This window comes from Rossellomorea sp. NPDC071047, assembly GCF_050270195.1.
GTDB lineage: Bacteria > Bacillota > Bacilli > Bacillales > Bacillaceae_B > Rossellomorea.
This window is the reverse complement of record NZ_JBNNJT010000005.1, coordinates 343824-367700: the sequence shown is the minus strand read 5'-3', so window position 1 is coordinate 367700 and position 23877 is coordinate 343824. Positions and strand designations below refer to the sequence as shown.

Annotated in this window: 25 protein-coding genes and 3 riboswitches; of the genes, 7 read left to right on the top strand and 18 right to left on the bottom strand. The window is 39.8% G+C overall.

The window, feature by feature from the left end; all coding sequences use genetic code 11:
• Positions 1–28: 28 nt before the first annotated feature.
• From ACQKFO_RS18435 to ACQKFO_RS18405, 7 genes are all read right to left on the bottom strand, one after another.
• On the bottom strand, positions 29–487 hold the full coding sequence (locus ACQKFO_RS18435; protein ID WP_427600307.1) for a MarR family winged helix-turn-helix transcriptional regulator: 459 nt from the start codon (positions 485–487) through the stop codon (positions 29–31).
• A 240-nt stretch (positions 488–727) separates the two neighbouring features.
• The gene (locus tag ACQKFO_RS18430) at positions 728–973 is read right to left on the bottom strand and encodes an aspartyl-phosphate phosphatase Spo0E family protein (RefSeq protein WP_427600286.1); all 246 of its coding nucleotides are present in this window, start codon (positions 971–973) and stop codon (positions 728–730) included.
• A 215-nt stretch (positions 974–1188) separates the two neighbouring features.
• The gene (locus ACQKFO_RS18425; RefSeq protein ID WP_427600285.1) at positions 1189–1701 is read right to left on the bottom strand and encodes a 1,2-dihydroxy-3-keto-5-methylthiopentene dioxygenase; all 513 of its coding nucleotides are present in this window, start codon (positions 1699–1701) and stop codon (positions 1189–1191) included.
• Positions 1698–2345, bottom strand: a complete 648-nt coding sequence (locus ACQKFO_RS18420; RefSeq protein WP_427600284.1) for a methylthioribulose 1-phosphate dehydratase — start codon at positions 2343–2345, stop codon at positions 1698–1700. Before ACQKFO_RS18420 ends, ACQKFO_RS18425 begins: the two co-directional genes overlap by 4 nt.
• Positions 2342–3004 (bottom strand): 2-hydroxy-3-keto-5-methylthiopentenyl-1-phosphate phosphatase, encoded by a 663-nt coding sequence (locus ACQKFO_RS18415; RefSeq protein ID WP_427600283.1) that lies wholly within the window; start codon positions 3002–3004, stop codon positions 2342–2344. Before ACQKFO_RS18415 ends, ACQKFO_RS18420 begins: the two co-directional genes overlap by 4 nt.
• Complete coding sequence (locus ACQKFO_RS18410; RefSeq protein ID WP_427600282.1) at positions 3004–4218, bottom strand: 2,3-diketo-5-methylthiopentyl-1-phosphate enolase; 1215 nt, start codon at positions 4216–4218, stop codon at positions 3004–3006. Before ACQKFO_RS18410 ends, ACQKFO_RS18415 begins: the two co-directional genes overlap by 1 nt.
• A 113-nt stretch (positions 4219–4331) precedes the next feature.
• Positions 4332–4434, bottom strand: a riboswitch (SAM riboswitch).
• 50 nt (positions 4435–4484) lie between these two features.
• Positions 4485–5669 (bottom strand): pyridoxal phosphate-dependent aminotransferase, encoded by a 1185-nt coding sequence (locus ACQKFO_RS18405; RefSeq protein WP_427600281.1) that lies wholly within the window; start codon positions 5667–5669, stop codon positions 4485–4487.
• 122 nt (positions 5670–5791) lie between these two features.
• On the opposite strand from ACQKFO_RS18405, the gene ACQKFO_RS18400 reads away from it, so the two are divergent.
• The 3 genes from ACQKFO_RS18400 to mtnA all read left to right on the top strand — a co-directional run bounded on the left by ACQKFO_RS18400 (position 5792) and on the right by mtnA (position 9205).
• The gene (locus tag ACQKFO_RS18400) at positions 5792–6574 is read left to right on the top strand and encodes a carbon-nitrogen family hydrolase (RefSeq protein WP_427600280.1); all 783 of its coding nucleotides are present in this window, start codon (positions 5792–5794) and stop codon (positions 6572–6574) included.
• Between the two features lie 101 nt (positions 6575–6675).
• Positions 6676–6832: riboswitch (SAM riboswitch) on the top strand.
• A 116-nt stretch (positions 6833–6948) separates the two neighbouring features.
• Positions 6949–8133, top strand: a complete 1185-nt coding sequence (gene mtnK, locus ACQKFO_RS18395) for an S-methyl-5-thioribose kinase (RefSeq protein WP_427600279.1) — start codon at positions 6949–6951, stop codon at positions 8131–8133.
• Positions 8134–8149: 16 nt separating this feature from the next.
• Positions 8150–9205: an S-methyl-5-thioribose-1-phosphate isomerase gene (gene mtnA, locus ACQKFO_RS18390; protein WP_427600278.1), complete on the top strand. Its 1056-nt coding sequence runs from the start codon at positions 8150–8152 to the stop codon at positions 9203–9205.
• A 42-nt stretch (positions 9206–9247) separates the two neighbouring features.
• Here mtnA and ACQKFO_RS18385 read toward each other — a convergent pair whose 3' ends face one another.
• From ACQKFO_RS18385 to ACQKFO_RS18375, 3 genes are all read right to left on the bottom strand, one after another.
• A complete protein-coding gene (locus ACQKFO_RS18385) occupies positions 9248–9844 on the bottom strand; it encodes a metalloregulator ArsR/SmtB family transcription factor (RefSeq protein WP_427600277.1) in 597 nt (198 codons plus the stop codon).
• Positions 9845–9966: 122 nt separating this feature from the next.
• A complete protein-coding gene (locus ACQKFO_RS18380) occupies positions 9967–10428 on the bottom strand; it encodes a methylated-DNA--[protein]-cysteine S-methyltransferase (RefSeq protein ID WP_427600276.1) in 462 nt (153 codons plus the stop codon).
• 14 nt (positions 10429–10442) lie between these two features.
• Complete coding sequence (locus tag ACQKFO_RS18375) at positions 10443–12596, bottom strand: PAS domain S-box protein (protein ID WP_427600275.1); 2154 nt, start codon at positions 12594–12596, stop codon at positions 10443–10445.
• A gap of 170 nt (positions 12597–12766) precedes the next feature.
• On the opposite strand from ACQKFO_RS18375, the gene ACQKFO_RS18370 reads away from it, so the two are divergent.
• Together ACQKFO_RS18370 and ACQKFO_RS18365 are read left to right on the top strand one after the other, a co-directional pair.
• Positions 12767–13792, top strand: a complete 1026-nt coding sequence (locus ACQKFO_RS18370) for an acyltransferase family protein (protein ID WP_427600274.1) — start codon at positions 12767–12769, stop codon at positions 13790–13792.
• Positions 13793–14129: 337 nt separating this feature from the next.
• The gene (locus ACQKFO_RS18365) at positions 14130–15860 is read left to right on the top strand and encodes a B12-binding domain-containing radical SAM protein (RefSeq protein WP_427600273.1); all 1731 of its coding nucleotides are present in this window, start codon (positions 14130–14132) and stop codon (positions 15858–15860) included.
• 26 nt (positions 15861–15886) lie between these two features.
• On the opposite strand, the gene ACQKFO_RS18360 is transcribed toward ACQKFO_RS18365, so the two are convergent.
• Entirely contained in the window at positions 15887–16012 is a 126-nt protein-coding gene (locus ACQKFO_RS18360) for a hypothetical protein (RefSeq protein ID WP_427600272.1), read from the bottom strand.
• Positions 16012–16173 carry a hypothetical protein gene (locus ACQKFO_RS18355; protein WP_324747899.1) on the bottom strand — a complete coding sequence of 54 codons (162 nt, stop codon included), beginning with the start codon at positions 16171–16173 and terminating at the stop codon, positions 16012–16014. The genes ACQKFO_RS18360 and ACQKFO_RS18355 overlap by 1 nt, the downstream gene beginning before the upstream one ends.
• Before the next feature lie 164 nt (positions 16174–16337).
• Here ACQKFO_RS18355 and ACQKFO_RS18350 point away from each other — a divergent pair, with 164 nt between their 5' ends.
• On the top strand, positions 16338–16862 hold the full coding sequence (locus tag ACQKFO_RS18350; RefSeq protein ID WP_427600271.1) for a CBO0543 family protein: 525 nt from the start codon (positions 16338–16340) through the stop codon (positions 16860–16862).
• 27 nt (positions 16863–16889) lie between these two features.
• On the opposite strand, the gene ACQKFO_RS18345 is transcribed toward ACQKFO_RS18350, so the two are convergent.
• Positions 16890–18242, bottom strand: a complete 1353-nt coding sequence (locus tag ACQKFO_RS18345; protein ID WP_427600270.1) for a TrkH family potassium uptake protein — start codon at positions 18240–18242, stop codon at positions 16890–16892.
• 265 nt (positions 18243–18507) lie between these two features.
• Between ACQKFO_RS18345 and ACQKFO_RS18340 the strand changes: the two genes are divergently transcribed.
• Entirely contained in the window at positions 18508–18708 is a 201-nt protein-coding gene (locus ACQKFO_RS18340; protein ID WP_044337619.1) for an alpha/beta-type small acid-soluble spore protein, read from the top strand.
• 79 nt (positions 18709–18787) lie between these two features.
• On the opposite strand, the gene ACQKFO_RS18335 is transcribed toward ACQKFO_RS18340, so the two are convergent.
• From ACQKFO_RS18335 to ACQKFO_RS18315, 5 genes are all read right to left on the bottom strand, one after another.
• A complete protein-coding gene (locus ACQKFO_RS18335; RefSeq protein ID WP_427600269.1) occupies positions 18788–19948 on the bottom strand; it encodes an anti-sigma-I factor RsgI family protein in 1161 nt (386 codons plus the stop codon).
• Positions 19945–20694, bottom strand: coding sequence for an RNA polymerase sigma factor SigI (gene sigI, locus ACQKFO_RS18330; RefSeq protein ID WP_427600268.1), 750 nt, complete (start codon positions 20692–20694; stop codon positions 19945–19947). Before sigI ends, ACQKFO_RS18335 begins: the two co-directional genes overlap by 4 nt.
• 346 nt (positions 20695–21040) lie before the next feature.
• Positions 21041–21835, bottom strand: a complete 795-nt coding sequence (locus ACQKFO_RS18325) for a TerC family protein (protein WP_427600267.1) — start codon at positions 21833–21835, stop codon at positions 21041–21043.
• Between the two features lie 98 nt (positions 21836–21933).
• Positions 21934–22031, bottom strand: a riboswitch (yybP-ykoY riboswitch).
• A gap of 63 nt (positions 22032–22094) precedes the next feature.
• Positions 22095–22556, bottom strand: a complete 462-nt coding sequence (locus ACQKFO_RS18320) for a hypothetical protein (protein ID WP_427600266.1) — start codon at positions 22554–22556, stop codon at positions 22095–22097.
• A gap of 186 nt (positions 22557–22742) precedes the next feature.
• Positions 22743–23828, bottom strand: a complete 1086-nt coding sequence (locus ACQKFO_RS18315) for an SDR family oxidoreductase (protein WP_427600265.1) — start codon at positions 23826–23828, stop codon at positions 22743–22745.
• Between the last annotated feature and the right edge of the window lie 49 nt (positions 23829–23877).

The following is a 23877-nucleotide window of genomic DNA, read 5'->3' as shown; positions in this document are numbered from 1 at the left end:
TTGAAAGACGGGGCACAGGAAGATCGACTCAATACGACAAGTCTTTAATCGATAATCCTAATTTCTTCAACATTTCTATCGTTTCTTTCTTTTCATCAGGAGATAGAGCTGACATCAGTTCATGAATCCGATTTTCGTGATTGGGGAATATCTCATCAATTAACTTTCTGCCGCTTTCTGTTATTTGAGCATAGGTAACCCGACGGTCTTTAGGACAAGCGTTGCGCTTTAGGTAGCCCTTTTGTTCAAGCTTATCCACCACGTACGTTATACTGCCGGAAGCTAATAGAATCTTTCCGCCAATTTGTTGCAAAGGCTGATCTCCCTTATGATAAAGTAGCTCCAGGACGGCAAATTCAGTAGGATTCAAACCGTTCTCCTGAATGTTTTTATTTATCTCTTCATTTAAGGCTTTGAAAGCTCTTGACAAGACAATGAAAAGCTTTAATGATTGTTTCGTATCCTGAGGTTCGTTCATGGCACTCATTCCTTTAAAAATTAAATATCTCAGTTTCAAAATATTATACAAATAAAAGCTCTTATTGTCAAATATGATAGTCTCCTCAGTATTGAATTAACAAAGGACGGTTTGCATATTGCGCACCGCCCTTCGTTTATCAAATAACGACAAATTAAGTTGATTGTTTTGGTATACGTGTGGATATTGTTGGAGATATGATTTCTCTGGTAAACCTTGAATGGTGAGGGAAGAACTTGATGAATAGTCTCAAGAAGCAGTTCGTTTTAATAAGTTCTTAATGTATTGCCCAAATTCGTTTGATGTTTCTTGGAGGGTTAATGATACGATCTTATTTGTACACTTTTCATAGTCGTTCAATAGCTGGTCTAATTGCTGACTGCATTTGATTGTCTCAGGTGCACATAATCCTAAACTCTCTCCCAACCCAATCATTTCTGAACGTTTTTGATTAATTCTCATTAATAACCACTTCTGTTTTAGTAGACGACCCATTTTCTAATAAACTCCTTTTAGCTCCTAGCCTTTATTAAGTTAAATCGTTACTTGAGCATTATCGCAAGTATTATCAGAAAAGTAAATAGATTCGCAAAACAAGACAAAATAACTAGTAATGTTTCTTAATTAGACATTTTCCGTCAAATATCTCCCCTGATAAAAACAAAAGGATAGACAATCTATTCTACTCTTTGTCTATCCTGAAAAATATTTTAATAGATTGGTACCCAGCCCTCCTGCGTGACGAATATACGAACGGCAACTACCTGCTTATCTTCGCTTAATGTAAAATAATGGCGGATGTTTTCAGGGACTGAAATTAAGTCACCCGGGTTTAGATGCACTTCAAAGAAATCACCATCACTTCCTTGAATGACAAATACGCCATGGCCGTTTACAATAAAACGGACTTCATCATCAGTGTGATGGTGCTCCTGTTGGAAATTCCTTAAAAGCTCTTCAAGATTTGGTGTTCGCTCGGAAAGGGAAATCACATCCCTTGCCTGATATCCTCTTCGCTCTGAAATATCTTCAATCTCCTCTTTAAAAGCAGACAGAATTTCCACCTTATCATCTTCGCTTAAAGCGTATCGGTCCCTTAGTCCTTCGTCCAGCTTTTCGATATTCCAATGCTCATAAATGACTCCTTGTTCACTTAAATACTTCACTACTTCTTCCTGATTATCAATGACTTGGTTTTTCCCCTGGATTTTGATTGTCGTCATAATCGTACTCCTCCTTTAGTAATTGATCCCGCGTTCGTTATAGATAAAAGAGTGAGTTGATATTGAAACAAAAACTCACAAGCTTCTAATAGTTTTTTAGCTTCAAAACCGGTTCTTCCCCATACTGTAATCCCGTGGTTGCGAATGAGCACTGCTCCTTTGTCTGCTTTAATAAAGGACCGAAACTCCTCGGCAAGCGTCGGGATATGCGCATGATTACGAATGATTGGAATGGACAAAGAATCATCTTCCTCCCATTTATCCCAAGCTTTAATTAATTCTTGGTTTCTAAATGTGACGACACCTTCATCCCCATACAGTTCACTGATCACATTATTCGCAACGGTATGAACGTGTAAGCTGCAACCCGCTGAACTTTCTGTAAAAACATGACTGTGCAGCAATGTTTCGGCTGATGGTCGTGCAGGAGTATCCTGGATGGCCTCACCACGTGCGTTTACGAGCAGGAAATCTTCTTCTGTTTGCTTTCTTTTATCCTTTCCACTTGCCGTAACCAGGAAAGTAGCAGGGGAAGAACTCACTCGGATCGCAAGGTTCCCGCTCGTTCCCATAAACCAATCCCTCGCTGCCAGTTCCCTTTTAATATCAGCGAGTTCTTCCCATTGAGATTGATAGGAATTCATATTTTCACTCCTTTTTCAATGACGTCCATACAATCGTGGAAGGATTCAAACGGATGATAGGGTATTCCTTTTTCTTCACATGCATGTGCCAAATAGTCTCTGGCAATCACAGTGTCTCCAAGCTTTGCCATTTCGATATCTGTAACAGAATCCCCTATCACAATGACCTCCGTATCTTCTGTTAAAGACAGCATCCTCAAGATGGAAGGCTTGCAGCATCCACATCCTTTACTTTCACAGTGATCATCGCATGGGTGTGGCCAATGAATCGCTATGGTTGAGTCGTTAAAGATTGCTTCATTACAATAAACCCCATTAAATGGCCCAAATTCTTTTAGTAAAGGATGAACAAAGAAGTCAATTCCACCACTGACGATATATAAAGGAATCTCGTGTTTTTTTGTATAATCTACAAATTCCTTAAACCCTTTACGTATGACTGCCGTGTCTAATAGATACTGAATCATTACCTCTTTCTGTGATGAAGGAATAAGTGAGAACAGCTTGCATACCCCTTCTTTAATAGACAACGACTGATTTAAGATGTCGTCTTTGATACGTTCCCATTCTGGAAGAGCAAAGGATTTCATCAACGATATGATATTATCGGTTTCTGTAATCGTGCCATCAAAATCACAGAAAATGACCGGACGCGTCACTATACCTTTACCTCCTCTCCCCACTGGGATAGTGCTTTACGGAGCTCACTATGGGTATCTGCTGCATCTGAGAGAGACTCTCCCCTTAAAACTGCTTCAATTGCTTGGATGAATGCCTTCCCCCCTCCAATTGCCCCATCTGGATGGCCATGGATGCCACCGCCTGCATTAATGACACAATCTAAACCAAAATCCTTTATCAAAAGCGGAACAAGCGCAGGGTGGATGCCTGCTGACGGTACGGGCAATGCTCGTTTTAGATGATCGTCATCCTTCGTTAACTCATGGCTGATCGACAGGACTTGATTCTTATCTAATGCGACGCTTCCGTATGGAGATGGAAATAAAGAAAAATCAGCTCCGGCCATTCTTAAGAATTTCCCTAACCATAGAGAATAACTCACACCATATGCAGGAGATGAAGCAACAGCACCTGCGAATGCAGGATGGGCCATAATAGGCAATCCGATTTCAGGGTCCTCCCTCAATTCCTGGAGAACATCCAGTCCGTAAGAGAATACATTGAATAAAAGGGCATGGGCTCCAAGCTCACGTGCTTTTCTTGCTTTATCACGTAATTCTGAAGTCCTTCCTGTCAGGTTTACAGCATACAATGTTTTCTTACCTGTCTCTTCATACAGCTCGTGTAATACTCTTTTCCCTATACTGATCCTCTCAGCGAAAGGTGTCAGTGAATTATCAAAAAGAATCTCATCGTCTTTTACTACATCGACTCCCCCGAGAGCCTGTGCCCTTAATTGAGTTTCAAGGTAAGTAAGATCCCTGCCGATTACGCCTTTAAAGATGCTCATTAACAGGGGTCTGTCTTGTGCACCCGTTAGCTCCCTGATTCCTTCTATTCCAAACCGTGGTCCAGGATAGGCTTTTTTCAAGTCACTGGAAAACTCTATATCTACTAATTTCACTTCACCATCCAGGGAAAGCTTCCCGAATACCGTAGTGAGGATGGCCGGAATATCATTGGAATAATTATGACCGGGATAGCCGATCTGCACTTCACCCCGGGAGCCGCCTTCCTCTTCCCACTCCTTCACGGAAACGACTCTCCCCTTGTACTTCCGCAATTGATCCTGTTCCAGGAGAGGTAAGTCCGTCCATGAACCGACCGTCAATCCCAGGGCGATCCCTTCTGCCTTTTTCTCGAATGAACCACTCTTTCCCTTTATTTCATATGTGGCTATCACTTCACTCATTGTTGTCCTGCCTCCTTTTTAATTATGCTATTTTTAGCCGCAAGTTGATTTCATACGCCTGGGCAAACAAAAAAACCTCTTCCAAATAAGAAGAGGTTTGATAAAGTCACTCTTTCTTATCTGTCAGCTTTATTGCTGCAAGAATTAGCACCGTGCTTGAATAAGTCGGTTGCCGGGCTTCATAGGGCTGGTCCCTCCGCCTGCTCTTGATAAGAATTTCATTATTCATTATTTCAGTTGGATTATTGCACCAATTTCAAATTCTGTCAATCCCTTTTGTTGAATAATTCTAAATTTTCTATACGTGAAATCGCTTCTTTTATCCGCTCGTTTGTGGTTAATAGTCCTACACGTACATACCCTTCTCCGAATTCTCCAAAGCCTACACCCGGGGCTACAGCGACTTTGATTTTTTCAAGTAAATAAGTAGAGAACTCTACAGAGCTGAATCCATCAGGTACTTTTAACCAGGCGAAGAAGGAACCTTGTGGAGCTTTTACATCCCACCCTATATCCTGAAGTCCGGAGATTAATAGTTTTCTCCTTTCTTCGTATGTTGAAACCAGAGAATCTACACATTCCTGGGAACTTAAAAGGGCAGTGGCAGCCGCTTCTTGAATAGCACCGAACAGACTCACATATAAGTGATCTTGCAGGAGGTTGATCGCTTCTATGACACTCTTATTCCCTACTGCAAACCCCACTCTCCAGCCAGCCATATTATACGTTTTCGATAATGTATAAATCTCGATCCCCACATCCTTTGCTCCATCTGTTTCCAAGAAGCTTATGGGCTTATTTCCATCAAACCCAATAGCTCCATAGGCAAAATCATGTACAACACATATATCATGCTGATTGGCAAGAGTGACTGTTTCTTCAAAGAATGATTCTGTGGCGATCGCTCCAGTAGGGTTATTAGGGTAGTTCAGAAACATTAGCTTCGCATTTTCCAGCTCATTACGGGAGTGTTCACTATAATCAGGCAGAAAGCCATTCTCCTCTCGCAGAGGCATTTTAATCATACGAGCTTCTGCCAATGCTACCCCTGATAAATAATCGGGATAACCGGGATCGGGCACCAATACCCCATCACCAGGATTCAATAAACATTGAGGGATTTCAACTAACCCGGCCTTTCCTCCGAACAGAACGGCTACCTCTGTTTCCGGATCTAATTCCACATCATATTCACGCAGGTAGAATGCAGCAATCGCCTCTTTAAAGGACGGTAAGCCGCGAAATGGAGGATACTTATGATTGGACGGGGAAGCTGCTGCTTCTGTCAGTTTCTCCACAATATGTGGAGGAGTCGGTTGATCCGGATTTCCCTGTCCCAAATTAATGACATCATGTCCCTCTTTGACAACAGCATTCACTGTTTTTGCCAGGGATGCGAAAAATTGTTCAGGTAATAAATCTAATCGTTTTGCCTTTCCAAAGGTTTTCATACACTCACCCACTACATTTTTTTGAAAATTAATTACTTTCAAATTCTAGTCACAAATGATATAACGGGAAATAAAGAATGTAAAGGAATAAATTCCAAAAAGTCATTAATGAGGTGAAAGAAATGATTCAAAAGTTAGGTCTTGCACAAATCGATATTGTGTTCGGACATCCCGAAGAAAACAAGAAAAAAGTAGAACGATGGGTTAAAAAAGCTAGTGAAGAAGGCTGTGATACAGTTGTGCTCCCTGAGCTTTGGACGACTGGATATGACCTTACAAGAATGGATGAAATCGCTGATGACGGAGCAAAGGATTCAACCTCCTTCCTGTCTGCCTTGTCAAATAAATATTCCATTCACATTGTAGGTGGTTCTGTTGCAGAGAAAACGCAGGATGGGGTGTCCAATACCCTTCTAGTTACGAATTCAAAAGGCGAGTTGGTGAAAAAGTATTCGAAGCTTCACTTGTTTAAGCTGATGGATGAACATCATTATTTACTTCCTGGTCATGAGGATGGCATCTTCACGCTTCAAGACACAAAAATGGGGGGATTGATTTGTTACGACATCCGTTTCCCGGAATGGTTCAGAAAACAAGTTCTAATGGGTGCCAAGGTTGTTTATGTCGTAGCAGAGTGGCCGGCAGCACGAATTGATCACTGGCAGACCCTCTTAAGGGCAAGAGCGATTGAAAATCAATGCTTCGTGATCGCCTGCAACCGGGTGGGAAGCGACCCGAACAATGAATTTGGCGGTTGTTCCCTTATCATTGATCCATGGGGAGATATTCTTTCAAAAGGATCGCAAACGGAAGAATTGGTTACAGCTGAAATCAATTTACAGGAAGTAGAAAAAGTCCGAAAGAAAATTCCGATATTCCAGGATAGAAGACCGGATTTTTATTAGATAGGCACTTTTTCAAAAAAACGTTGACATGGAAATTACTTCGATGGTACTATTCAAATCAAATGAAACATTCTGAAAGTTTAATTAAATAGTTAACGCAACTCTTATCAAGAGCTGGCTGAGGGATTTGGCCCTATGAAGCCCAGCAACCGACCATAATACCGTTGTAAAACGGGGCGCAGCATGCGCCGGATTGAATGATCCAGCAAGGCACGGTGCTAATTCCAACAGAAAGATAGTCTTTCTGAGAGATAAGAGGCGATGAAGATACCTTCTTCAAGCCTCTTTCGAACATGAAAGAGGCTTTTCTTATACCACGGAAAAGCCTCCATAACACAGTCTTTCATAAGTCTGTACTATAAGGAGGAACGATGATGGCCATTACGAAACTAAATGCATATCAACCACTAACTGAACAGGCGGCAATCGCACTGGCGATTCGCTTACGAATATTTGAGGACGGCACTCTCTTAACGTGTGAAGAAATTGGAGACGGGAATTTAAATCTGGTCTTTCGTGTATTAGAACGGGAAACAGGTAAAGGAATCATCATCAAACAAGCCCTGCCATTTGCGAAGGTTGTAGGCGAAAGCTGGCCGTTAACAATCGAACGGGCAAGAATAGAAGCGAGTGCCCTTAAGCTTCAGCGTTCATTTGTAGGGGATCTGGTTCCTGAAGTGTACTACTCTGATCCGATACTAGCTATTACTGTCATGGAAGATTTGAGCACAATGACCATTGCCCGGGCTGGCCTTATCAAAGGGGAAAAGTATCCCCGGCTCTCCCATGACATTGGAACATTTTTAGCAAACACCTTATATTTCACCTCTGATTATGCCCTTCATCCTTTCAAGAAAAAGGAGTATGTGAAAGAATTTTCAAATCCTGAGTTGTGCAAAATCACTGAGGACCTAGTATTTACAGATCCCTTTTTCAACAGTGAAACCAATGAATTTGAAGAAGAGCTTTCCCGGGACGTTCAACATTTATGGGATGATTTCACCTTGAAGCTTGAAGTGGCCAAATTGAAAAAGAGCTTTCTTACTGAAGGAGAAGCACTTCTTCATGGAGATCTTCATACAGGAAGCATCTTTGTAGATAAGAATCAAACGAAAGTGATTGATCCCGAATTTGCCTTTTATGGACCGATTGGCTTTGATATTGGACAGTTCATTGCCAACCTTATTTTCCAGGCAGTTTCTAAACCTGATGAGAAGGAAACGATTTTTTATCACATTGAGAATACCTGGAAAGTATTCTCCTCCGCGTTTTCTAAGCATTGGAAGGAAAGCGGGGACGCCTACACGAAAGTGAATGGCTACCTTGAATATGTATTGGAGAAGAGCTTTCAAGACAGCATCGGTTTTGCAGGATGTGAATGCATCAGAAGAACGATCGGCCTCGCTCATGTAGAAGATCTGGATGGCATCCCGGATAAAGAACGAAGATTACAGGCTAAACGGACCTGCTTGACACTCGGTAAGGAACTGATCATAACACGAAAGCAGATCTATTCGATCGAAGAGCTTTTGTCCCTATTGAAGTCCCATTCTGAATAATCAAAAGGAGATTATCATGACACAAGCATTGACCATTCCAACTTCACTAGAGTGGCATGAAGATTATTTACTGATCCTTAATCAACAAAAACTGCCTAACATAGTGGAATATATTAAACTGACGACCATTGAAGAGTTTTATGATGCGATTATCACACTAAAAGTGAGAGGTGCACCTGCCATTGGCATCACAGCTGCTTACGGTTTAGCCCGGTCTGCATGTCAGTATGAAGTGAAAACGCTAGAGGAATTCATCGATCTGTTTCAACGTGACAAAAAATACCTTGCCGATTCACGCCCCACAGCAGTCAACCTGGTTTGGGCTTTGAACCGGTTAGAAAAGGTATTAGAGAATGCTTCTTCTGTTAATGAAGCGAAAACTAATTTACTCCATGCTGCCATCCACCTTCATGCAGAAGACGAGGCAGTGTGCCGCCTAATAGGTGAAAATGGTTTAAGTGTATTAAAGGATAAACAGATCGTGATGACCATCTGTAATGCCGGTTCCATTGCAACGAGTAAATACGGTACTGCATTGGCCTCTTTTCATTTAGGAAGAGAAAGAGGAAAAGCGTTTCAGGTTTATGCATGTGAGACACGGCCCGTTCTGCAAGGAGCCCGCCTGACATCTTGGGAGTTACAGCAATCAGGAGTAGATGTCACCCTCATCACGGATAGCATGGCTGCCCATACCATGAAAGAAAAAGGAGTAGAAGCCGTGATTGTCGGGGCTGACCGAATTTCTGCCAACGGGGATACCGCAAATAAAATCGGATCGTCCATGCTTGCCATTTTGTGTAAACATTTCAATATACCCTTTTATGTCGCTGCTCCTTCTTCCACTTTCGATTTATCCAGCTCCAATGGAAACGATATTCCCATTGAAGAGCGAAACCGGGAAGAGATTACAACGGTCAGCGGGACACTGATTGCGCCAGAAAATGTTCCTGTTTATAACCCTGCATTCGATGTTACTTCTCATGAACTGATTACCGGCATCATCACAGAAAAAGGGGTCCTGTACCCTCCCTTCCAAGATAGTATTCAACAAACCATAGGAGTTAAACCATAACCAAAAGAAGAGCTTCCTACTGCTCTTCTTTTGGCATTCATCTTATTCTCCCATTAACTTTGTAGAAGCCCACATTTCCCTCGGATTCACTTCATAAATGCCATTTTCCCGATACATGAACTGATGAATGATAAATTCTCTTCTTAAGGTCGCAAAGTCTTCATGGAACTGCTGAATATATTCATTCAAATCTTTTTCCATATATTTTTCTCCCACCTTCAACCCTTCCACCATATGTTCCAATATAAATAATTTCTTCTTTTGTTGAGAAGGAATCGTTTTGATACGTCCATTCTTCTCCAGGAAATTATTCATCACCTTTTGTTTTTCTTTCAATAACTTTTCTGACATCACACTTTCCCCTTCCTCTCCCTGAGCAAACTGATGAAGGACATTTCCATGATGACTCAGGACTTTTTTATTCAAATAGTAGTAAACCGTGTTCTTCTCCCTTCGCGAATAAACAAGATTGCACTCTTTGAGTTTCGTTAGGTGATGGGATATCGTAGGGGCGGTGAGTCCCAGTTTCCCCGCAATGGCTCCTACGTGCAAGCTTTCTGATGCCAGCAAATAGACAATCTTGATCCGCGTCGGATCCCCCATCGTTTTATGGAAAGCCACCTGTTTACTTAATTGCAATATGTCTCCCCCTCTCTAATTAGATTACTATCTAATTAGATGATAATCTAAATAGATAAAAGATTCAATCACTAAATAAAAAAAACAGGCATCCTCCCTAGGAGAATGCCTGTTTTTTTATTCTATTTTTCTAACAACAATAAGGTTTCTTTCTTATCCACCTGCTTACCGGCATAGCCTGTAAGTGTATTATTCTTTCCAATGACACGGTGACATGGAATGATGATGGGAAATCGGTTTGCTTTATTCGCTTGCCCAACTGCCCTGACAGCTTTAGGTCTTTGAATCGCTTCGGCAACATCCTGATATGACCTGGTTTCACCAAATGGAATCTGTTGCAGGGTGTTCCATACGTCCTTCTGAAAAGACGTTCCCTTTATCTTTAGGGGGATATCAAATTCCCTTCTCTCCCCCTTAAAGAATTCTGTGATCTGTTCTTGTGCTCTTAGTAATATTGGATTCTCGGTGTAAAAATCCCCTCGTGAATCATTTTCTAAAAATTGCACCAAAAGTAGATGGCTCTGATCCGCCTGGAGTTCTAACATTCCAATCGGACTCTCCATTACAATAGAATCATATGACATTATACAGGACTCCTTTACGATTTAGGGAGATAAATGTGGAAGATGGTCCCTTCTCCGACGATACTCTCAACCTGAACGCTTCCTTTATGCTCTTTAATAATTTTAAAGCTTACCATCAGACCAAGTCCAGTTCCCCGTTCCTTCGTTGTGTAAAAAGGTTCACCCAGCTTTTTAATCTTATCCTTTGATATCCCGCCACCCTGGTCCTTTATGCGAATATGAATCATTTCATCATCCGTCTCTTGAATCCGGATGGAAATGAACCCACCGTCCGTCATGACTTCAATCGCATTCTTGATGACATTAATGAATACCTGCTTTAACTGATTGGGCTCTGCGATGATGGTTGGAAGCTCCGCTTGGTAACTCTCCTCGTACTGAACATTATGCATGACTGCCTGAGCACTAAGTAGTTCAACGGTATCTTTCATGATCCTGATTAAATTCGTTTCTTGATATTGAATCGCCTGTGGCTTTGCTAAAACCAGGAACTCAGTGATGATGGATTCAATCCGCTGAAACTCAGAAGTAATCACATTGAAATACATCTCATGATCTTGACCCACACTATTTTCCAACAATTGAATAAAGCCTTTAAGGGCGGTCATTGGATTTCTGATTTCATGGGCAATCCCTGCAGCAAGCTCCCCAACGACACTCAATGTATCTGACTTTCTCAACTGCTCCTGCATTTCAATTTGTTCTGTAATGTCACGAATGATCGTTAAATTTAAATTAGAGAGTAAATTGTATTTGGATGAAAGCTCAATGTATTGAATTTTATCCCTATGAGAAGTCAATGTTTGTAAAAACGTCGCCTGCCCGTCTTCTTTCAGCTGTTGTAAGTATTCATCATATGATTCTTCACCGGGGTCTATATTCAATATTTCACGTACATCTTTACCGATTAAGTGATCTTTCTCGATATCAATGATCTTACTCACTTCAGGATTTGCATCTACGACAACATAATTGTGATTGGTAAGAATCAGGCCGTCCAGTGAGCCTTCGAATATTTTTCTGAACCTCTCCTCGCTTTCCCGTAGTTCCTTTTCCATTTGATAACGCTCACTGACATTCCTGAAGATTGTCATGTTATACCCATCAACGGAATGAAGCTTAGAAGTAAATTCCAAATGCTTCAACTGATTGTTAGGCATAAGAAACAGAACTTCATCCCTTACTGCACCACTTCTGTTTAACTGTTCCATGACTAAATCAAACTTTTGGCTTTCAAGAGGATATACAAAGTCCCTTATCCTCTTCGAAAGAAGCTCTGAAAGGGAGCATTCAAAGATTTTCAGGGCAGAAGAGTTCGCTTTTAGTACCCTGCCATCCTGATCCCATAACACGATCGCATCGATCGCTTCTTCAAATAACCCTTTAAACAACTCTTCGTTTCGTTTTAATTGTATCTCCATCTGCCTCTTCTCGGTTACATCCCTAAGAATGGCCATATGAAGCTTGTGATGCACATACGGACTTGTCGTAAATTCCACAATTGAAATGCTGTGTGATTTTTTAATCGGAATTTCTCCACGGGCTTTTTTGTTTTGAGAAATCAGTTCTTTTATCTTTTCAACCTTATAATGGGCACTTTCAGGGATAAATGAGCTTATGTTCCTGTTCGTGATTTCATCCTTTTCCAATCCGACTTGTGAACTGAACGCCTGGTTCACATCGTTAATATTTCCTTCTATATCAAAGAGAACGATTCCTTCTGATGCATTTTGAAAAATATTCGATAACAAATGGACGTTCATATGATCTTTCCGCTCTTTTTCCTTTAGTGCCGTTACATCTTTGAAATACAAATAGGCATTAGGAGAAATGGTCGATTTTTTAAGCAATAGTTCAATATGGATGATTTTCTTATCACTAACATTCATTAAGGTTTCATCTTCAAGATTCTTACCGGTTTCCATAACTTCCTTATAATGAGCCACAATCGGGGCCGGCACAGAAGTAAAATAGTTGCTGAACAGTGTCCCTGTAATCCTTTCTTTCGTAGTCTGAAGCGTTTCACATGCTTCTCCATTGGCAAAGACGATTTTCAACTCTTTATTGATCACGAACATCGGCATGGGTGATGCTAAGCAAATTTCCCTATCGACGGGATGACATTCTTCCTTATTCAACTCTTTCTGCAATTTACTACTATTAGTCATTTCCTCATCCCCCTACTATTTTAAAAGACGACTATTGGCTCAAATCATTATAGAGTTCGCATAGCTCCCCATACTTTTGGTGATAATTAACAGTGAAATTCATGTTTTACTCATTGTATCCTAGGGTAAGAATGAATTAGGATAAATCTATTCTAAGAGATGGTGAAGATATGAAACAGCGTGACTATTACTTCGACAATGCCAAATTCATTTTGATCTTCCTGGTTGTATTTGGACATTTGATCCGGTCCTATATAGAAAGTGATCCATTTATCCTTTCTCTGTACAAAACGATTTACACCTTCCACATGCCAGCCTTTATTCTTGTGGCAGGGTTTTTCGCAAAAGGATTTTATAAAAAGGGATATATTCAGAAACTGGCAAAAAAATTAATTCTTCCTTACATTGTGTTTCAATTGATCTACACGGTGTATTACTATTTTCTTTATCAAAAATCAACATTTGAAATCGATCCACTTAATCCGCACTGGTCATTATGGTTCCTCATCAGCTTATTCTGTTGGAACGCATTATTGTATGTCTTCATCAAGTGGTTTAAGTTCAAGCCCGGCCTCGGATTGGCAATCGCTTTTTCCATTGGACTGCTTGTAGGTTTTGCTGATGTGATTTCAAATTATCTTAGCCTGTCCAGAACGTTTGTCTTCTTTCCAATTTTCCTGATGGGCTATTATTTGGAAAAGGAGCACTTCGAATATTTTAAAACGAGTAAAGCACGTATTGTGGCAGGTACATTATTTATTCTCGTATTTTTAGGAATGTATTTCATCCCTGAATTCTCCGATAAATGGTTACTTGGCTCTAAGCCTTATGGAGAATTCGAAGGGAACAACACCATTAGTTTAGCTGTCAGGGCGTTTGTTTACATGCTGAACGTTGTGATGATCTTTAGCTTCTTTACCTTTGTCCCAACGAAAAGACAGTTCTTTACTAAATGGGGCAAAAATACACTATATGTATACTTGCTGCACGGTTTTCTTATCCGCCTATTCCGCGAAAGCCAGCTGAAGGATACAATTGATCCCACTACGAGTTTATTAATCTTGCTCGGTGTATCATTGGTTCTGACAATGATTTTCTCGACAAAGTTTTTCACAAGCATTACGCAACCGATAGTGGAGTTTAAATCAACCAAACTCCAGAAACTTCTTTCAAAAAGAGAAATGAAAACAAGATAAACCTCACTAGAAAGGGCTGACCCAATAGCAGACACGGGTCAGTCCCTTTTCGTGAGTATCTATTCTCTTAAGGTATATATTGATCATCTTCTACACAATTTTCAAAAAACTATTTATTTTATTATACTATTCGTAACTTTTCCTTAAATTCCTTCTAATACTTACAATAAATTTAAATTCATTCTAGACAAACATTGAGCTTTCTCTCTTCCTTAGATAAAATGATAATCAGTACGGTTTAGGATAGATGTACGAACAACTCGTATATGTTGGAAAATATGGTTTACAATGGTTCACATGTTCCGTCAGGTGAACTTAGTATAAAAGGAGCTTATTTATGAAGAAAGTCGTTTTAAGTACGTTAAATGCAAAATTCATTCACACCAATCTGGCCATTCGTTGTCTGAAGGCCTTTGCTGAGCCTGAACATGAGATAGAATTGGCTGAATACACCATTAAGGATCCCACCCTTAACATCGCTAGTGATTTGTTCTCGAAAAAACCTGATATTATAGGATTCAGCTGTTACATCTGGAATATAGAAGAGACGATCAAAGTGATCAAGATACTTCGAAAAATCCTGCCTGAAGTTACCATCGTCCTGGGAGGTCCAGAAGTCACATATGATGTTCCCTACTGGCTGGAGCGGCTGCAAGACGTTGACTTTATCGTTATCGGTGAAGGGGAAGAATCCTTTAAGCAGTTATTGGATGAACTGAATGGTGACAGGGACTTTTCAAAGGTCCATGGTGTGGCTTATTTAGTAGATGGAAAGCCGGTCATCAAGCCACAGCAGAATAAAATAGATTTAAGGGAAGTACCCTCACCGTTCCGCTTTGAAGAAGACCTGCCTCAATTGGGTAAAAGGGTTACGTATATCGAGACAAGCAGAGGTTGTCCATTCCGTTGTCAATTCTGTCTCTCTTCGATCGAAGTGGGTGTGCGTTACTTTGACAGAGAAAAGGTAAAAGAGGACATTCGATTCTTAATGAAAAATGGCGCAAAAACAATTAAATTTGTGGATCGCACGTTTAATATCAGTCGAAGCTACGCCATGGAAATGTTTCAATTCCTAATCGACGAACACTTGCCTGGAACTGTCTTTCAATTTGAAATCACAGCAGACATCATGAGACCGGAAGTCATCGAATTTCTGAACAAAAATGCCCCAGCAGGGTTATTTCGCTTTGAAATTGGTATCCAATCAACAAATGACGAAACGAATGATCTTGTTATGAGAAAACAAAATTACTCCAAACTGACAAGAACCGTTACGATGGTCAAGGATGGAGGAAAGATCGACCAGCATCTGGATTTGATTGCCGGTCTGCCGGAAGAGGATTATAATTCATTCCGGAAAACCTTCAATGATGTATTTGAACTGCGTCCAGAGGAACTTCAATTAGGATTCTTGAAGATGCTTCGCGGAACGGGATTGAGGATTCGTGCCAATGACCATCAATATACGTACATGGACCTTTCCCCTTATGAGATCCTCGGGAACAATGTATTATCCTTTGATGATATCGTTAGGATCAAACAGGTTGAAGATGTATTAGAAAAGTATTGGAACGATCATCGTATGGATCGGACGATCGAATATCTGGTGACCGAATGCTTTGAAACACCATTTGATTTCTTCCAACTATTCGGCTCCTACTGGGAAAACCGGGGTTGGTCAAGAATCGGACATCAACTGGAGGATTTATTTAAAAGGCTGCATGAGTTTCTTTATACAGAGACTAGCTTCAACATATCGATTATTGAAGGTCTAATGAAATTGGATTACTTAGAGAATCAGAAATACAAACCAAGAAAGCCTTGGTGGACACATGAAATGACGAAAGAAGAAAGGTCCGCTATTTATCAAACCTTGCTGGCACAACCATCCATAGCAGGTGAATCTTTCGCTCGGCTAAACTTAAGTGAAAAAGAATTGTATAAGCATACACTCCTTGAAATGATTGAGTCGAAGGATGGACAAGATCAGTATGTGTTAGCTTACTTTGAACCTGCTACAGGTCAATCTACCGTATTTGAGTTTGGCAGACAATCTGTTTCACTATAGATAAGAAAAAATGTTAAGCGAATCGCTTAACATTTTTTCTTGTCTTTTTTTGCTTTCGGTTGTTTTTGTGTCACTTCCAGAATTTTGGCTGCATTAACATCTCCAAATTCCTGACCAAACTCTTCACGGAAAGATTGTTTTTTATCCTTCATCAGCTTCTACCCTTCATACCTTTAGAAGAGTTTCTATTCTTTCCCTTAGCAGGATCTTCTCCTTGAGAGAATTCAGCGGAGAATTCTGCCTCTTGCTTATTCTTTAAAGGTGTTTGATTATTCTTTTCAGCAGCATTATATTGAGCTTTTCGTTTCATCATGTAACTCATCTCCTTTGTAACTTACTTTCCCCACCACATTCTCTTTCCATTCCAAAAGTAATATGATTTTGGCTACAAAAGGTATTCCAATACTAGAAGAAAAAGACTGAATAAATGATGCATTTAACCAGAAACTAAGCAAAAAAGCTAAATGAGGATATGCAATGATACTTGTCTTATTACTTTGTTATGCTCTCCTTGGATGGAAATTCGGGAATTGGAAGGGTTTTTACAGCTATTATCCAACTTTATTGTTTTTTATTATTGGAGATCTACTCTCCCAGTATCTTTTATACGACTATTCCATGTGGCAGTTCCAAACGGTTACGGCATTAGGAGACCACATCAATCTGAATCATACGATCATTTCATTAAGTAAAATGGTAGTACAATACACAGCCACCATTGCGATCTTTATCGGCAGATTGCCTGCGACTTTTCGCGGAAAAGTCATCTGGGTCATGTTGTGGACGGGCATTTACGGAGTGACCGAAGGACTTTCTCATATCTTTGGAATGATGACTTATCACAATGGCTGGCATTTTGGATGGGACATCCTATTTAATATCTTGATGTTCACCGTTCTCATTGTTCATCATAAAAACCCGGTTGTAGGATGGATCATATCCTTCCCCATCATTCTCTTCCTTTGGATTTACTTTGATGTCCCCTATTCAGTTCTTAAATAAAAAAACGATGCGGCATGCATCGTTTTTCTATCCAATAATGACCCTTTCCTTTGGATAATGATATTTGGTTGTTTTCTCTTTTCCACCTATCATAAACAAGAAGGATAGAATGCCGACACGTCCGATGAACATGAGTGCTATAATCACGCTCTTTCCAATGGAAGAAAGATCAGAAGTGATTCCCAATGATAAACCTGTTGTTCCAAAGGCTGAAGCAACTTCAAATATTATCTCGATCAGACTGTGATCTTCGGTAATCGTTAGGATAACGACCGACACAAAACACATAAGGACGGCCACCATCGTAACGACAAGAGACTTAATGATGTCCTGTTCGTGTACTTCTCTTCTAAACACCTTGATCGTCTTATTGCCCCTGGCGAAGTGGAATAAGAACAAAATATTCAGGGCAAAGGTAGTTGTCCGAATCCCACCACCCACTGAGCTGGGAGATGCCCCAATGAACATTAACGCACTCAATACCAGTAATGTAGGTGTTGAAAACTCTGCGACATTCATGGTAGCAAGACCGCCACTCCTCGTCGATGAAGATTGAAAAAGGGAGTAAAAGAAAGATTCATGCCAAGCCATACCCGAAAAAAATCGATCATACTCGAACAACCATATTACCAACGTCCCAAAGATTAATAAAATACCGAATGTAATGGTCGTAATTTTAGTGAATAATGAGAAATGATGTTTGCTTCTTTGCTTGTTCAGTAAATAGTCTTTTGTCTCAATTAAAACTGGAAATCCAATCGCCCCTAATGTAAGCAAAATGATTGTAATAAATTGGACAAAATAATCATCTTTAAATGGGATGAGTGATTGACCGGTTATATCAAAACCAGCGTTTGTCGTAGCACTCACTGAGGCAAATAGTCCGTGAATGAATGCCTCCTGCCAGCTAGGATAGTAACTCAGGAAATAGACCCCTAAAATAAATGCACCCACTAATTCAATCACAATGATAAGTAATAATATTTGCTTTAATAGATGAACAAGGCCGGACAGATTGGTTTGATTTTGGTCCGTCATAATCAAGCGCCGTTCTTTCAATCCTATTTTCTTACCTACCAAAAGCCAGAAAAAAGTTCCAAGAGTCATGATTCCAATTCCACCGAACTGTAAAACAAATATCAATAAGAAAATTCCTACTGTGTTAAACGTATCCGCAGTACTTACAACCGTTAAGCCGGTTACACTCACGGCACTGACGGACGTGAAAATAGCATCAATAAAACTCCACTCTGCCCCGGGTTTATGGGCAAATGGTAAGCTCAAAAGAATCGTTGCCACTGTAACAGCGATAAGGTAGAACGTCACTATGACTTGAGCTGGAGTCAATTTATTCAAGTTTAATCTAAGTTTATACCACATTTGTGTATTTCCCTTTCAAGGTTATTTCCTTTTCTATCTTAATGAATATGTACGAAGAATGAAAGGAAAAATGGATAATTTCCTATATGTTTATTCTTTCTTTAAGGAAAGCAGCTTAAACCAGCAAGTCTCAGGGATTCATTCCCTCCCATACAAACTATACAATTTCGGCGAAATATTACCATTCATGTTCGAAGAAATAAGACAAATAATAGTACTACAGAAACATCATTGTTTCAAGTCTACTACTAAGGAGGAAACAACCATGGCTAGAAGCAGTAATAAATTACTCGTACCTGGTGTTGAACAATACCTTGATCAAGTGAAATATGAAATCGCTCAAGAGTTTGGTGTGACACTTGGATCAGATACAGTGGCTCGCTCTAACGGATCCGTTGGAGGAGAAATCACGAAACGACTGGTTAAACAAGCTCAATCTCAACTTTCCGGACAACAAACTAAATAATATTGGATTGGGGTAGCTGGATTCACCAGCTACCCTTTATAAATGAGAACGACCCATTTATGCAAATGGGCCGCTTTTTTTAATCATCTTTATATTTTTTATTATCTTTTCGTTCTTGGTGATCCCTTTTCTTTTCATCTTTCCAGTCTTGATGATCTCGTTTCTTATCCTCTTTCCAATCGTTATGATTTCGTCTCTCTTCTTTTCTGTCTTGATCTCGTTCATTTTCTTCTTTACTATTTTTAGGACTATGCCATTTTGCATTTCCTTTATATTTGTCTTCATCACGATTAGAATGATCATTGGAGTTCCGATGCTTATAATCAGAAGAATTGTTTTTTCGTTCATTCTGTACAGGTTTTTCTGAGTCCTTTTTTTGATTTGAATGGAATTTATCATTTTTTTGAAGTTTCTCAGTACCCTCTGGTTTCTGTTTCTTATCGACTGAACGTAATTCCACCTTTTGATTCTCAACCTTAGAACTCTTCTCTTTCTTTATTCCCTCTTTGAGGACATCTTCTTCTTTTAACTCTTTTTTGTTGGTATCCTCGACGGGTTTAGGTGTTTCAGCTTTTTCAGTTTCCCGTAATAATGACCCGGCAGTCATTCCTTTATCAGAAGCTTCTTCTCTCATTTCCTGCGATGTTTCTTTCACCGTAATGTTCATGTTGTGGTCTGTGCTATATTCTTGAACAAACTTATTTATTTCAGCAACTAACTCATCTTCACGCTGACCATTTGAATCCTCAATAAATGAAGAGGTGATGAGAACATTTTGATTTTCTTTTAAATATCCCATTTCTTCACATAAGAGGAAGATTTCCTCTGTCACTTCACTTACATCTATGTTTTCCCAGCCATCCAGCTCTTCTAAAAGCACTCTGGCATCTTGATTGTAAGGAGTAATCTTGATCACCTGTTGTTTTTCATTCAATGTCAATTCCATACTTGGGTTGATATCGACTGACACATAGGCATATGCCTGGTTACTCTGTATGAAACCACTTGAAAACAGGGTGAGGATGAGGATTATGGCTGTTAATAATACAGTCGATGCTTTCCAATTCCATATAAAAGATCGTTTGCCCCTAGCAGGTTCATGGTGCAAAGGAAAGAAAGGAATTTCTTCTCCTATTGTGTAATGTTGATTGGGCTGCTTTCTTCCCGTCAGAAATTCCCCTTCTGAGGTCATCATAACGAGGATATCACGTTTGATTTCCATAATGATCCCATTTTTCATATCTCTAACCGCCCTTTTAAATAATCCCGTAAATACACATAATCTCCTATTAGAATAAGAGTAATGGCAATAATATATTTTCTATTTCTCTCAATTGTTTTTCTACTAACGTTTACCTGTTTCTCTAATTTTTTTATGGGTAACCGTTTCTTTTCAAGGAGGTAGTTCAATAATTCTTTGGAATTCACTACCGTTTTTGCAATGTCTATGGCATTCAGTCTGGCATCTTCATGCTTAGGTGATTGTTCGACCAGCTCATGGAAGGATAATTTGAAGTGAGAAAGATGTTCCTGGAAAGAGATGATCTCTTCCCGCCTCTTCTTACCTTCTTGCTGTTTCCCATATTCTTCAACGGAGACGATTTGCTCGATTGTTAAATTTGTTGTCTCTCCATCATCCTCTACCACACTCATGTCGATGCTCATATCCTGAAATTTCCCGTTTTTTCTTATATAATCAATAACTTTCCGTTTGATGATTACTTCAGAAAAACTGATGATGGATGACCCTCGCTGATGATTATATTTTAAGATAGCGTCATGAAAGGCAATAAGACCGATGCTAAATTCATCATCACCTTCATAGATATACCGTTTACAGACTGAAGATACCGTCTTTTTAACGAACGGCTTATAGTCTTCGAGGACTTCGTTCAGTAATTGCTCATCCCCGTTTTGTATTTGAATCGCCATATTCTCTAAAGTTTTTTTCTTTTTGGCTATCAAAAATAGTAATACTTTTAACATCTATCTCACTCCATCCTGCACACTATTATACTCATTAGAAGTTAATATTAAAAGATAATAGAGAGGAGGAGTACCACCAAAAGATTTCAAGGTAGGTTTTAAACCTTTTCAGACATCGAAATTAGGACAGATTGTTTACATCATTCATTTTTCGTCACATGTACACCTCGGAAGTAAATTTATTGTTTGGCCGATCGATCGCCTTATTAAAGGAGTTACGTAATGAGTTCTTATTTTGAGGGGGTTACACATATATAAATTTAAAAAAGGTGAGTCAAGATTCTGTCGGAATTAACAAATCAAAAAAAGCTAACGTGTGAAATCCACGTTAGCTTTACATTTATCATTATTCCGCTTTTGCTTTGGCTTCTTCTTTAGCTTCTTTGGTTTCTTCTTGCTTTGCTTTCTTTCTGGATAATAAATATCCTCCAACTGATAAAAGGATTAAAACGGTCCAGAAGACGAGCTTCCATGGCTTTGATTCAGGGAAATGGTGATCCAGGATCGACACATCAGGATGAGCCAGCGTAAATACAGCCAGTTTCACACCGACCCAACCAACAATTAAAAACGCTGCTGATTCCAATGTAGGATATTTCTCCAATAGTTTCACAAACCATGTTGCAGCAAATCGCATAATCACCAAGCCGATTATTCCACCAAGGAACATGACGATAAACTGACCGCCGTCAATTCCACCGACATCAAACCATCCGGTTGGCTGCAAAGTAACCGCTAAAGCTACAGCAGCTAACATGGAGTCAACTGCAAAGGCGATGTCTGCAAGTTCCACCTTCAATACCGTCGTCCAGAAACCTGAGCCCTTGTTTGACTCTGACTCAACAATTCCCGTGTCTTTCCTCTTTTTAACAAAATGATGAATCGACACATAGAATAAATAGATTGCTCCGATGGCTTGAACCTGCCATACATTCACTAAGAACGAAATGAGAAATAGTGCAGCAAATCTAAATACAAATGCTCCCAACAGACCATAAAAGAGTGCTTTCTTTCTTTGTTCTACCGGCAGATGTTTAACCATGACTGCCATAACAACTGCATTATCAGCAGCCAGAATTCCTTCAAGACCGACAAGGATGAGCAGTACCCAACCATATTCCAATAACATTGAAGCATCCATTAATGTAAGTCCCTCCTATTTACACAGTTAGTTTTCCAATAGGCAAGGATTTTTATAAAATAAAAAGACCCTTGCCTAAATAAGGCAAAGGTCTTGCTGAGCATAATCATTATGCCAACAAAGCCGATGGAATCATCCATGAACTGACGACTTTGTTTAGGTATGTCACCTATAGCTACTCCCCTTTGACAGGTAGAAAACGTTTAAGTTGTATAGCCATATCTTACCTCATGAATGACGTTTCGTAAAGAGATAAAACTTAATGGACCCGGATGAGGATTGATCGAATGATCAGCCCAAGTACCACTCCGGGAATTACAAACATCATCGGCAAAAAGACAGGTCCTATAAATACACCAAATAAATATACCTTAGGAGAGTACATCAAGCCAACGGTCACCATATAAGCAGACATGACAAAAGGTAAAAATATATATGGTTCTTCCTTTGTTTGGGCAAGCTTATATGCATCCCACATGGCAAACATATATAGGCATGGATAAAACATCAACCACTGATAATCGATTACAGAAGCTGCTTTACGGGTTTCCCCTAAAAAACTATACATAATCCCTTGATTAAAGTTACTCTGGACATTGATGATAATCTCAAGAAGCACAAATAACGTTCCCTTAAACCAAAGTCCAACCAGTAATTGCGGAAAACCCGGAAGAGCAATGCTCCATAGAATTCCTTCTAATTTTGTAATAGAAGTTTTCATGGGCATCCCAGCAATTGGTGATGGAGTGAATGAACTATAGGATGTATATACCGGGTCGGCTCTTGCGTAAGGGAAAATGACATCTCGAGAATCCTCCTATTGATGCTTCTCCCATTATTTTTACCATTTCCCTCCCAATTATTACGGAGATTAAGACACTACCTAACAATCTTCATGAAAATATCCTTAATTTATCTTCACATGTAATCTTTCGTCAGATGAATGTTCAAGATAAAATTGAACCATTTTTTCGATTTGGTTTGAGAGCGTTGGGCATTGAATGTTAGATCCTTTTAAGTCTTCTTGGGCATATTGGCAATTGAACCTTCCTTCAAGTGTAAAATAAGCAAGCGCTTCACGTTCAACCTTCAAATATCTGCGTACAAAACGAAATCCCAGAGCCCAATTGGAAAGAGATAACGGAACTCTTCCCCGCGGCTGTTTCTTGTACATATGCCATAGAATCTGTTCATACACTTCTTTTACTGTCACTGGTTGTGGATCGGTAAGATGATAGGTTTTTCCTTTTCCGATCCCCACGTGGCCAAGGTATATAGAAGCTCGGACGACATATTCGACGGGAACGATGTTGATGAGGGCATTTCCTTCTCCGAGAAAAGGTATCCAAGGTAAAAACGATAATCGTTTAAACATATTCATAATAAAATACGGACCATCAAACTTAACTGTCTCACCCGTAGTTGAACTTCCTTTAACGATACCGGGGCGGATGATCGTAATCGGCAGGATTTTCTTCAGTTCCTCAACGTATACCTCTGCTTCATACTTTGTCTGTTCGTAGAAATTATTAAAGCTGTCTGGATACTCAAGCTCCTTCTCATAGATCTCTCCTTTACGTGTACCGGCTACAAACGCAGTAGAGAAATAAACATATCTCTTTAATCGGTGAAGAGTTTTACAGAAAGAATTAACGTGTCGTGTTCCCTCGACGTTTACTTTATATGCAAGATTTTCAGGTACGGCAAGGTCATAGATGGCAGCCAGGTGCCAGACATACTCCACTGTTTCCCGTATTTCACCTATTTTTTCTCCTGACATACCAAGATCAGGTTGTGTAATGTCCCCCTTCACTAAGATGAGGTCGGTTCCTTTTCCTCCAAGCATTCCGGCTAATTCCTCTGCTTCTTTAGTCATATTGTCTAAATGAAGCAAGTAGATCGATGATGCCTTCTCTTGAGTAACTAATTCTTCCACAATATTAAGACTCAAGAACCCTGGGAACCCTGTAATTAAATATATCCCTTTCTTCATATCGTTTTCCCCCCGCAAAGGACTTCTTTCATATGTGTAAAAAAAAAAG

Coding starts and splice junctions, on each gene's coding strand:
- ACQKFO_RS18435 (WP_427600307.1), bottom strand. CDS start 487: ATGAGTGCCATGAACGAACCTCAGGATACGAAACAATCATTAAAGCTT.
- ACQKFO_RS18430 (WP_427600286.1), bottom strand. CDS start 973: ATGGGTCGTCTACTAAAACAGAAGTGGTTATTAATGAGAATTAATCAA.
- ACQKFO_RS18425 (WP_427600285.1), bottom strand. CDS start 1,701: ATGACGACAATCAAAATCCAGGGGAAAAACCAAGTCATTGATAATCAG.
- ACQKFO_RS18420 (WP_427600284.1), bottom strand. CDS start 2,345: ATGAATTCCTATCAATCTCAATGGGAAGAACTCGCTGATATTAAAAGG.
- ACQKFO_RS18410 (WP_427600282.1), bottom strand. CDS start 4,218: ATGAGTGAAGTGATAGCCACATATGAAATAAAGGGAAAGAGTGGTTCA.
- ACQKFO_RS18405 (WP_427600281.1), bottom strand. CDS start 5,669: ATGAAAACCTTTGGAAAGGCAAAACGATTAGATTTATTACCTGAACAA.
- ACQKFO_RS18400 (WP_427600280.1), top strand. CDS start 5,792: ATGATTCAAAAGTTAGGTCTTGCACAAATCGATATTGTGTTCGGACAT.
- mtnK (WP_427600279.1), top strand. CDS start 6,949: ATGGCCATTACGAAACTAAATGCATATCAACCACTAACTGAACAGGCG.
- mtnA (WP_427600278.1), top strand. CDS start 8,150: ATGACACAAGCATTGACCATTCCAACTTCACTAGAGTGGCATGAAGAT.
- ACQKFO_RS18380 (WP_427600276.1), bottom strand. CDS start 10,428: ATGTCATATGATTCTATTGTAATGGAGAGTCCGATTGGAATGTTAGAA.
- ACQKFO_RS18375 (WP_427600275.1), bottom strand. CDS start 12,596: ATGACTAATAGTAGTAAATTGCAGAAAGAGTTGAATAAGGAAGAATGT.
- ACQKFO_RS18370 (WP_427600274.1), top strand. CDS start 12,767: ATGAAACAGCGTGACTATTACTTCGACAATGCCAAATTCATTTTGATC.
- ACQKFO_RS18365 (WP_427600273.1), top strand. CDS start 14,130: ATGAAGAAAGTCGTTTTAAGTACGTTAAATGCAAAATTCATTCACACC.
- ACQKFO_RS18360 (WP_427600272.1), bottom strand. CDS start 16,012: ATGAAGGATAAAAAACAATCTTTCCGTGAAGAGTTTGGTCAGGAATTT.
- ACQKFO_RS18355 (WP_324747899.1), bottom strand. CDS start 16,173: ATGATGAAACGAAAAGCTCAATATAATGCTGCTGAAAAGAATAATCAA.
- ACQKFO_RS18350 (WP_427600271.1), top strand. CDS start 16,338: ATGATACTTGTCTTATTACTTTGTTATGCTCTCCTTGGATGGAAATTC.
- ACQKFO_RS18345 (WP_427600270.1), bottom strand. CDS start 18,242: ATGTGGTATAAACTTAGATTAAACTTGAATAAATTGACTCCAGCTCAA.
- ACQKFO_RS18340 (WP_044337619.1), top strand. CDS start 18,508: ATGGCTAGAAGCAGTAATAAATTACTCGTACCTGGTGTTGAACAATAC.
- ACQKFO_RS18335 (WP_427600269.1), bottom strand. CDS start 19,948: ATGAAAAATGGGATCATTATGGAAATCAAACGTGATATCCTCGTTATG.
- sigI (WP_427600268.1), bottom strand. CDS start 20,694: ATGTTAAAAGTATTACTATTTTTGATAGCCAAAAAGAAAAAAACTTTA.
- ACQKFO_RS18325 (WP_427600267.1), bottom strand. CDS start 21,835: ATGGATGCTTCAATGTTATTGGAATATGGTTGGGTACTGCTCATCCTT.
- ACQKFO_RS18320 (WP_427600266.1), bottom strand. CDS start 22,556: ATGAAAACTTCTATTACAAAATTAGAAGGAATTCTATGGAGCATTGCT.
- ACQKFO_RS18315 (WP_427600265.1), bottom strand. CDS start 23,828: ATGAAGAAAGGGATATATTTAATTACAGGGTTCCCAGGGTTCTTGAGT.